The sequence below is a fragment of the Moraxella lacunata genome (assembly GCF_002027545.1).
In the GTDB taxonomy this organism is placed as follows: domain Bacteria; phylum Pseudomonadota; class Gammaproteobacteria; order Pseudomonadales; family Moraxellaceae; genus Moraxella; species Moraxella lacunata.
Genome location: NZ_MXAN01000070.1, coordinates 1 through 8,601 on the forward strand (window position 1 = coordinate 1; position 8,601 = coordinate 8,601).

9 protein-coding genes and 2 tRNA genes are annotated in these 8,601 nt (G+C 45.1%); 3 read left to right on the forward strand and 8 right to left on the reverse strand.

Features of this window, described 5'->3' with window-relative positions; genetic code table 11:
• Window positions 1-158 precede the first annotated feature (158 nt).
• Entirely contained in the window at window positions 159-473 is a 315-nt protein-coding gene (locus tag B5J94_RS09950) for a DUF805 domain-containing protein (RefSeq protein WP_079364109.1), read from the forward strand.
• A gap of 283 nt (window positions 474-756) precedes the next feature.
• On the opposite strand, the gene B5J94_RS09955 is transcribed toward B5J94_RS09950, so the two are convergent.
• Together B5J94_RS09955 and B5J94_RS09960 are read right to left on the reverse strand one after the other, a co-directional pair.
• On the reverse strand, window positions 757-1,269 hold the full coding sequence (locus B5J94_RS09955) for a hypothetical protein (RefSeq protein WP_062500532.1): 513 nt from the start codon (window positions 1,267-1,269) through the stop codon (window positions 757-759).
• 50 nt (window positions 1,270-1,319) lie between these two features.
• Complete coding sequence (locus tag B5J94_RS09960) at window positions 1,320-1,679, reverse strand: VanZ family protein (RefSeq protein ID WP_062500534.1); 360 nt, start codon at window positions 1,677-1,679, stop codon at window positions 1,320-1,322.
• Between the two features lie 116 nt (window positions 1,680-1,795).
• Here B5J94_RS09960 and ribF point away from each other — a divergent pair, with 116 nt between their 5' ends.
• On the forward strand, window positions 1,796-2,761 hold the full coding sequence (gene ribF / locus B5J94_RS09965; RefSeq protein WP_062500544.1) for a bifunctional riboflavin kinase/FAD synthetase: 966 nt from the start codon (window positions 1,796-1,798) through the stop codon (window positions 2,759-2,761).
• 74 nt (window positions 2,762-2,835) lie between these two features.
• Here the strand turns inward: ribF and B5J94_RS09970 are convergent, their stop codons facing one another.
• A complete protein-coding gene (locus B5J94_RS09970) occupies window positions 2,836-3,540 on the reverse strand; it encodes a CHAP domain-containing protein (RefSeq protein ID WP_062500536.1) in 705 nt (234 codons plus the stop codon).
• 173 nt (window positions 3,541-3,713) lie between these two features.
• Here B5J94_RS09970 and B5J94_RS09975 point away from each other — a divergent pair, with 173 nt between their 5' ends.
• Window positions 3,714-4,280, forward strand: coding sequence for a hypothetical protein (locus B5J94_RS09975; RefSeq protein WP_143821963.1), 567 nt, complete (start codon window positions 3,714-3,716; stop codon window positions 4,278-4,280).
• A gap of 252 nt (window positions 4,281-4,532) precedes the next feature.
• Here the strand turns inward: B5J94_RS09975 and lpxC are convergent, their stop codons facing one another.
• The 5 genes from lpxC to gltX form a co-directional block, all read right to left on the reverse strand.
• Window positions 4,533-5,480, reverse strand: coding sequence for a UDP-3-O-acyl-N-acetylglucosamine deacetylase (lpxC, locus tag B5J94_RS09980; protein ID WP_062500540.1), 948 nt, complete (start codon window positions 5,478-5,480; stop codon window positions 4,533-4,535).
• 114 nt (window positions 5,481-5,594) lie between these two features.
• Window positions 5,595-6,293: a metal-dependent hydrolase gene (locus B5J94_RS09985; RefSeq protein ID WP_062500542.1), complete on the reverse strand. Its 699-nt coding sequence runs from the start codon at window positions 6,291-6,293 to the stop codon at window positions 5,595-5,597.
• A gap of 62 nt (window positions 6,294-6,355) precedes the next feature.
• Window positions 6,356-6,431: transfer RNA gene (locus B5J94_RS09990), tRNA-Glu, on the reverse strand.
• 86 nt (window positions 6,432-6,517) lie between these two features.
• Window positions 6,518-6,593 (reverse strand) — tRNA-Ala (locus B5J94_RS09995).
• A 425-nt stretch (window positions 6,594-7,018) separates the two neighbouring features.
• Complete coding sequence (gene gltX / locus B5J94_RS10000; protein ID WP_062501660.1) at window positions 7,019-8,521, reverse strand: glutamate--tRNA ligase; 1,503 nt, start codon at window positions 8,519-8,521, stop codon at window positions 7,019-7,021.
• Window positions 8,522-8,601 lie beyond the last annotated feature (80 nt).

Here is an 8,601-nt window from a genome sequence, read left to right on the forward strand (position 1 = left end):
TGCTGATATTGTACTCTTCGGCAAGCTGTCGGTAGGTTTTACCACAATTTAGTTGCCTTAGTACTTGTTGTCTAAAATCATCTGAGTATGCCATAGGGGTATTGTAGCATATTTTGGGTTCGGTTGGTATATGCGTTACCGCCCTTCATTTACCTGTCATGATTATTTTGTTGGTAGGTATGCCTTTTATGCTGTATCTTGTGCTTGTCCCCATGATAAGACGACTCACGGATTTGGGGCGGTCAAGACTTTGGGCGATTTTGTACTTTGTTCCTTATGTGAATATGGTGCTGTTTTTGTACTTACTGCTTGCCAAAGGCGATGATGATGTAAATGAATTTGGCGAGCCGTCCGCTCCGCCAACCATGCTTGATATGATACTGGCAAGTATCTTACCTTTGGTCATTATTATTGGGATAGGCTTTGGCGGTGTAAAACAGCTGTTCACATCTTTAATGACTACCCTTGCTTAATTTTAAATAAACCACCTTACTATCAATTTGGCATTTTCAATTATAGTCATTTAACGTCAAAATACACCAATGACAGTAAGGTGCGTATTACACACCAATAAGATTTTCCACTTATCCACTTAGAAGGTGCGTATTACGCACCCTGCCATACTGCATTTTTCCTTGAAAAACGGGCGATTCCCCTGCTTTTTTGAACAGGCATTTTTCATAACAAATACAAAAGGTAGGCACACCCTAGTCAAGTTTGCCATCATTTTCTTGCTCCTTCTTTTTTAGCTCTTTTTTAACATCTCTCATATGAGACCATATTAATAAAATTATAGTAGCCAGACCTAAAATCAAAAAAAAACCGATTGGCGGATACTATTTTATCTTTTGTAGAGGCATAGCTATCAACAGCTATCATCTCACCATTAGGTTTATTGATATGAATGGTTGCCATTTGGGGGACTTCATTGGTAATACCAAGTACTGAGGGTTGGTAATAATAACCAATGGTAAGTGTTTGGCTTAGATGATCATCTGTTAAGAAACAATTGCTAAACATGTCTTTTTTAGGAATAACTATGTTGCCACAAGCAATCATCAGTTTTTCTTTGGTTTGGGGATTGACAATACTCATGTGTTTAATGTCTCTATTTTTGCCATCTTTAGCAACAGTAACCAGCCTAACCTTACCTGTTACATAATGCAAATCTTTTTCAGGTGGCAGTCCACGACCATGCCAAACACAGTAGGGTATAACCCATATAGCACAGCATATTAAAAATAAGAATACAAAATCACGAATTTTCATATCATCAGTCTCGTAGGGGCAACCCCCATTTTATCACAACCCCAAGCTCATCAGCACTGTCTTTGCTGTAAATACCCCAACCCCACCGCCAAACTCGCCCCCACCATATCCGCCACGCCATCCCATACGTCCATGTTGCGTGTGGTAAAATAACCCTGTATCAGCTCGCTTGCCACCGCCCAGCCCAGAGCCACAGCCCACAGGCAGAGTGCTTTGGTTTTGGTGTTGATGTTAAATAACAGTGATAGTAGATAAAACTGCCCAAAAAACATCGCAAAATGAGCCACTTTATCTAAATGGCTAACGCTTGGCACTTGACCGCTCGGCACACGCAAAAACAGCCCATAACAGGACAGCCCAAACCACACCAGTATGGCAAACCACAGCCATTTGACAGAGAATTTTATCATCGTTAATCATCACAACACACAAAGCGGTCATCATAACAAATTTTATGGCAATTTTTTATGAAAAAATGATGAATTTCGCCTATAATATGCCCTTTGTCCGTCCATTTTCCATTTTCATGCAAATCATCAACTTAGACCCACACGCCCCCACCGCCTTGCCCCCACACGCCTTGACCATTGGCAACTTTGACGGGGTGCATTTGGGGCATCAAGCCATGCTCAACACCCTAATCAAAGACGCCACCAAGCAATCACTTGCCACTGCCGTCATGGTGTTTGAACCACAGCCTAGGGAATTTTTTAGCCCACACAATCCCCCTGCTCGCTTGACGAACTTTGCCGAAAAAGTCGCCTTGCTAGACGGTCATGGCGTGGATTTTGTCATCAAGGCAAATTTTAATGACGATTTTCGCCACCTATCCGCCCATGCCTTTGCCACGCTTTTGACCGCTTTGGGGGCAGAGCATTTGGTACTGGGCGATGATTTTCGTTTTGGGCATGACCGCACAGGGGATAAGGCATTTTTGCAGGGGCTAGGATTTAGTGTGGACAGCCTTGCCACCGTTGCCCATGATGATGAGCGGATTAGCTCCACGGCGGTGCGTGGTGCATTGGCACAGGGCGATTTGGACACCGCCAAAATCATGCTTGGGCGAGACTATGCGATGACAGGGCAAGTAGTGCATGGCGACAAAATCGGGCGGACGCTTGATTTTCCCACCGCCAATGTGGCATTAGATAGACTAAAACCTGCCGTACAGGGGATTTTTGGGGCAGATATTTTGGCACATAGGGACGGTCGAGCGGTTGATTTACATGCCTTAGGGGGTGGTATCAAGGGGCAAACCGCCAACAGTCTGTTTGGGGCGGTCAATGTCGGCAAACGCCCCAGCGTAAACGGCACGGATTATCGCTTAGAAGTGCATTTGCCTGATTTTGCAGGCGATTTGTATGGCATGACGTTGAGCGTGATGTTTAAAAAATACCTACATGGCGAGCGTCATTATGAGAGTTTGGCACAGTTAAAAGACGGCATCAAAAGGGATGTGGATGAGCTTGTGGCGTGGCATCATACTTTATAGCCAAGGGCGTACCAAATACGCCCTTAACAAACGCCCAACAAAAAAGAGCGACTCCATCGCTCTTTTTTATCATATTACTGCTCGTTCATCGCAAGCATTGTACCTGTATTTGCCGTGGCATCTAGGTAACGAGTGTCACGCCATACGCTGTATCCGTTGTGGTTGCGATAGGGGCTAAAATTAGGCTGACGAAAATCTGATACCCACTGACTGCCATCATAGATTTGGATATGACCGTGTGGGTTTCTGCTGGTACGGTTAAAGACCGCCACGTCACCAATCTGTGGTACATAGTTGTCATTATTGATACGGGTGAAACCTGCACTGGCAAGTGTGCCATTGGCATACTGATAAGCAGATGGCTGTGGCGTGAAGCTATAACCAGCCGATTGTAGTGCCTTACGCACATACATGGCACAGCGACCCACGCTCTTACCGTGAGCGGCACGGGCAGCCAGACGGGCGGCTGTGGCAGGGGCAGAACCATTTAGAGCGGCGACTGTACTGCCTGTATTATTGCTTGTTGAAAAGTTAGTGAGTGTTTGAGTGTTGGTACTAAACCCTTGGGTCAGACGAGAATTACCTTGTGACTCCCCCATTAGCTCATTGATGGCATTGTCAAGCTCAGCATTGCTTAGCGTTTGCGTGGGCATGGGCGGTGCGATGATATTTACTTGACGCTCACCACTGGCAGATGAGATGGTGATTCTGCCACTTTCTGCATTTGCACTGACTGTCGTAAAGGTAATTGCCGACATTAACCAAAAGAGTTTTTTCATAAGATTGCCTCGCATCCATCATGCACGACGACACAGCGTTTGTCTGTGGGTTGGTCGTCCCCTGTTTACATGAGTGATGTCAGATGAGTTAGTTTTGTTAAAGCTTGGGTTTATGCCATACGCATCCGAACGTACTTTTTGGCTCAATAAAACATTGGCATTGAGCGGGTGGCGTGATAAACTTAGCTCTTGGACACCATGTCCGTCAGTTTTTAAAAGGTATTATGATGAGTGATGACTTATATCTAAAAACCCATTTTCCAAACCACCTTGCCAATCGCACCGAAAAACAAGCGGCGGCAGGGGCGAAACTTCCCAAAGACCTAAGCAGACGACTTGCCTACTTTACTCACTTGACCCATCTGTCCGCCCCCCTGCTGTCAGGTGTGTTGGGCGAGCTTAGCAATCAGGTACAAGTGGCGTATGCTCATGATGATAAAATCACCTTAGCACTACCAACCATCACATCCGCCAATCATGTACGTTATCTACATCAAGAATGTCTGTCGGCACTGCATGAACATCCAGCATTTGGTCAGTTTTCAAAAATGGGGGTCATTGTCAATCACAAAATTCATCAGCGTGTCAGCGGTCAAAACACCGCCCAAACCACCTTAGAAAAACCATTAAGCGAAAACACGGTGCGAACTATAACACAAACTGCTAAGCTTGTCATCAAAAATCCAAGTTTACAGGCGTCCTTTATCAAGCTCATTCAAACCGCCACCACCAAAGAATGATAATTGTTCTTAAATTTGGGACTTTTACGGTCTTTTTGTAATCTTATGTAAAGAAATCCGCCCATTTTCACAAAATTTCCATAAAACTCTCATAAAAGCCCTGCACAAATCCCCAAAACCCCCACAAACACAAAAGCGAGCTACTGTCAGCTCGCTTTTACTTTGTTACACGCCATTTTGATTAATTTTTAGCTTTATTACGCTACTTTTTCAGTCAGTTTACCGAAATTTAAATCGTCCAAATTTTTTGCCTTAAAATCCTTCATTTTTTAGGGGATTTTTGGGCGGAATAAAGGCAATCGGACAGCTGTTTTTGTCATAATTTGTTACAATTTCATAGGCACTGTCATCTGCCAATACCGCTCGGATGAGTGCGTTATTTAGGGCATGACCTGATTTGTAAGCGTTAAATTTGCCGATGATGTTATGCCCGATGACGAACAAATCGCCCACCGCATCTAGCATTTTATGGCGGACAAATTCGTTAGGATAGCGTAGCTCGCCATTGACCACCGATGTCTCATCAAGCACCACGGCATTATCCATACTACCGCCTAAGGCAAGATTGTGCTTTTTGAGCATTTCTAAGTCTTTTAAAAAGCCGAACGTGCGAGCCTGCCCCACTTCACGGGCGAAATTGGCGGTATTAAAATCAAGCGACGTGGTCTGTTCGGTCGCTTTGATGGCGGCATGATTAAAATCAATCTCAAAATGCATCAAAAAACCATCATCATAAGGGGTAAGCTCCGCCCATTTGTCTTCATCGCTCACACGCACGGTTTTTTTGATTTTTAAAAAGGCTTTGGGAGCGGGCTGTTCTGCCACGCCTGCTTCGTCAATCAAAAACAAAAACGGTGCTGCCGAGCCGTCCATAATCGGAATCTCAGGGGCATTGACTTCTATATATAAGTTATCCAAACCGCACGCTGACACCGCCGAGAGCAAATGCTCTACCGTGCCAACTCGTGCATCGCCCGCCACTAAGTTGGATGACATCATCGTGTCTTGGACGAGCGTGGCACTCATGGGAATGTGGGCGTTATCAAGGTCGGTGCGTACGAACACAATGCTTGTGCCGATGGGGGCATCTCGCAAGGTGAGCGTGACTTCCTTGCCGCTGTGTAGCCCTATGCCAGTGGCAGTGATGGGCGTGGCAAGGGTGCGTGCAGGATAATAGTTAATGTCGGTGTTATTATTCATGTTAAACTCATCTGTCTAGATATCACGCATTTTATCATCTGATGACAGGTTTGTCATCATGGCGGACATGAGCGGGGTGTAATGACAATGATTGGTAAAATTAATAAAGGCGTGTCAAATGGTGCGAGTGGCAAATGTTTGTACCAATGCATGAATGCCATTTAGGGCAGGCTGATAATCAGGGGCGTATAAAAATAAAGCGAACACGATGATGTAGAGCATGACATATCGCAGGGATTTTTTACGTTCAAAGAATTTGAATGCCGTGCCTGATGATTTTTTGAGTTTTAGCCCCAACACATTGACGCTGTATATCTCATCTAGCACCAAATGCACCATCGCCCCGATGAACAAAAATCCCCCAAATAGCCAGCTTACTTTGGCAGTCATGCCAAAGCCATAAAACGCCCCATAGACCGCAAACAGTCCACACATCGCCATGTATGGCACCGAATGCACCATACCCCGATGAACGGTGAGATGACTAAACAGCCCTATCACGCCATAACGCACGACCATAAACGCCCCACCCCACACCATGAGTGCCTGCTCCACCAGCTGTGTGCCTGTGGTCTGATAGGCGGTGTATAAAATGGCGGTGAGCGTGGCGATAAATAACGACATGAGCGTAAAAAACCGCTTGGCAGGAATGGACGTTTCAAGGTCAATGTCAGGCAACAGCCCACCAATAACCCCTATCGCCAAACAAAAAACCGCCGTGCCAAAGCCAAATAACCCACCCACAAAGCCAAACGTGGCAAGGGCAGTACTGGCAATGGCAGCAACGGTCAAATGTGTGGTGAAATTTGCCATAAAGCGAAAAACCTACCGACATAACAACAAATCCCCAAGCCGTAACTTGGGGATTTAGAATTTGGCACTCCATAGGGGATTCGAACCCCTGTTACCGCCGTGAAAGGGCGGTGTCCTAGGCCTCTAGACGAATGGAGCGTAAAACTTAACGAACCAACACAAGATTGCTCAAAGAGCGTGCCTAGGTGCTTGTGTTTTTGACTTTTTAATATAAAATTAAAAAGTGGTGGAGCTAAGCGGAGTCGAACCGCTGACCCCTTGCATGCCATGCAAGTGCTCTACCAACTGAGCTATAGCCCCTTTGTTAAGGTGGGCGTATTATATAAAAGAGCCTGTGCCTTGTCAAATAATTTTTTCAAAAAATTTTAAAAAAACCGATAACTTATTGAAAATTATCGGTTTTTATTTAGGGCGTGCCTGCCTTTTGTATTTGCAATGAAAAATGCCTGTTTAAAAAATCAAGGGAATCGCACGTTTTTCAAGGAAAAAACGTAGTTTGATAGTTATCCTATCAAGCAAGTTGTTGCCTTCGAGCCACAAGATTTAGCTATTTTTCATACAAAAACATTATTTTATTTTCACCATATTTCTACATTTTAGATTAAATCTCTTTCCAAACTAAAAATAAACCCTTATAAGTATTGGGGTTGAAGTTTTTAAAAATCCATAAAAATCAGGGTTTGGAAAGAAGTCTATTATGTTATAAAGGGCAGGCACGCCCTATATCATTCTTGATTTAAAAAGTTTGGCAAAGCCTTATTCGTCTCTTCCAATTTTTTGAGTTTCTTTTTGCCAAGTCCGCCAAGCACTTCACAGGCATGACGTAGGCGTGATAAAGTCATGTCCGCCCCGATGACGTACATGGAATTCATCACAGGCGTGCTAGACGTTGAACCTGCAATCGCCACAAAAAACGGTTGCATAAAGTCTTTTAATTTAATCTCAAAATGCCCTGCCAAGCCTTTTAGGGTTTGGTAAATGTTATTCTCGCTCCACTCGGGCAAGGCTTCTAGTTGCCATGTGGCAAGGTAGAGAATTTCCAAAAGCTTGTCATTATCCAGCGTTTTATGAGCAAAATCGTCTGGTGTAACGTTTGGCAAGTTTTGAAAATAAAACCCTGCCCAATTTACCGCATCGGACAACACGTTAATGCGTGGTTGAATGGCTTTGGCAATGGCGGTCAGCTTATCATCATCGCTTGCCCATGCCAAAATCTTCGCCTTTAACTCGTCTGCACTCATCGCACGCAGGTATTCGCCATTTAGCCAGTAGAGTTTTTCAATGTCAAACACAGGCCCGCCAAGCGACACCCGTTTGATGTCAAAGCTGGCTATCATCTCATCTAGGCTAAATTTCTCCGCTTCGTTTGGCAAGCTATACCCCATACGCCCCAAGTAGTTAATCAAGACCTCAGGTAGCACGCCTGCGTCCTTATAATAGGTGATTGACGTGGGGTTTTTGCGTTTGGAGAGTTTGGATTTGTCGGGGTTACGCAGTAGGGGCATATGGCACAGCACGGGCATTTCCCAACCAAAATATTCATACAGAAGTTTGTGCTTGGGAGCGGAGTTAATCCACTCTTCGCCACGAATGACGTGGCTGATTTGCATGAGATGGTCGTCCACGACATTGGCAAGATGATAGGTCGGCAAACCGTCTGTTTTTAAAAGCACTTGCATATCAACCGTTTCCCAAGGAATGCTAATCTCGCCACGAAGCATATCATGAATCACACACTCGCCGTCTGTCGGCACACGCATACGAATGACAAAGGGCTTACCGCTCTCGGCAAGTTTATCGCTCTCTTCACGGCTCAGATTGGCATAACGTCCGTCATAACGCACCGGCAAGCCTTGGGCTTCTTGCTCTTTACGCATTTGGTCTAGCTCGTCTGTCGTACAAAAACAGCGAAAGGCATGACCTTTGTCAAGGAGCTCTTGGGCGTATTTTTTGTAAATCTCGGAACGCTCGGACTGGCGATAGGGGGCGAACTGTCCGCCCACGTCAGGACCTTCACTCCATGTCAGACCTGCCCATTTTAGGGCGTTTAAAATCATCTGTTCAGACTGGGCGGTGGAGCGGACTTGGTCGGTGTCTTCAATGCGTAGGATAAACTCGCCCCCTTGTGATTTGGCAAAAACCATATTAAACAAGGCGATATAAGCCGTGCCAACGTGCGGAAAGCCAGTTGGGGACGGGGCGATACGGGTGCGAATGGGTTTGGTCATGGTAAATTCTCAAAATAAATAATACGCCAGCTCAGCTTTAATTTACAATTTTTAAAATCATAAGGGCGAATTGCAATTCG

Coding starts and splice junctions, on each gene's coding strand:
- B5J94_RS09970 (WP_062500536.1), bottom strand. CDS start 3,540: ATGAAAAAACTCTTTTGGTTAATGTCGGCAATTACCTTTACGACAGTC.
- B5J94_RS09960 (WP_062500534.1), bottom strand. CDS start 1,679: ATGATAAAATTCTCTGTCAAATGGCTGTGGTTTGCCATACTGGTGTGG.
- B5J94_RS09985 (WP_062500542.1), bottom strand. CDS start 6,293: ATGGCAAATTTCACCACACATTTGACCGTTGCTGCCATTGCCAGTACT.
- gltX (WP_062501660.1), bottom strand. CDS start 8,521: ATGACCAAACCCATTCGCACCCGTATCGCCCCGTCCCCAACTGGCTTT.
- lpxC (WP_062500540.1), bottom strand. CDS start 5,480: ATGAATAATAACACCGACATTAACTATTATCCTGCACGCACCCTTGCC.
- B5J94_RS09950 (WP_079364109.1), top strand. CDS start 159: ATGATTATTTTGTTGGTAGGTATGCCTTTTATGCTGTATCTTGTGCTT.
- B5J94_RS09955 (WP_062500532.1), bottom strand. CDS start 1,269: ATGAAAATTCGTGATTTTGTATTCTTATTTTTAATATGCTGTGCTATA.
- ribF (WP_062500544.1), top strand. CDS start 1,796: ATGCAAATCATCAACTTAGACCCACACGCCCCCACCGCCTTGCCCCCA.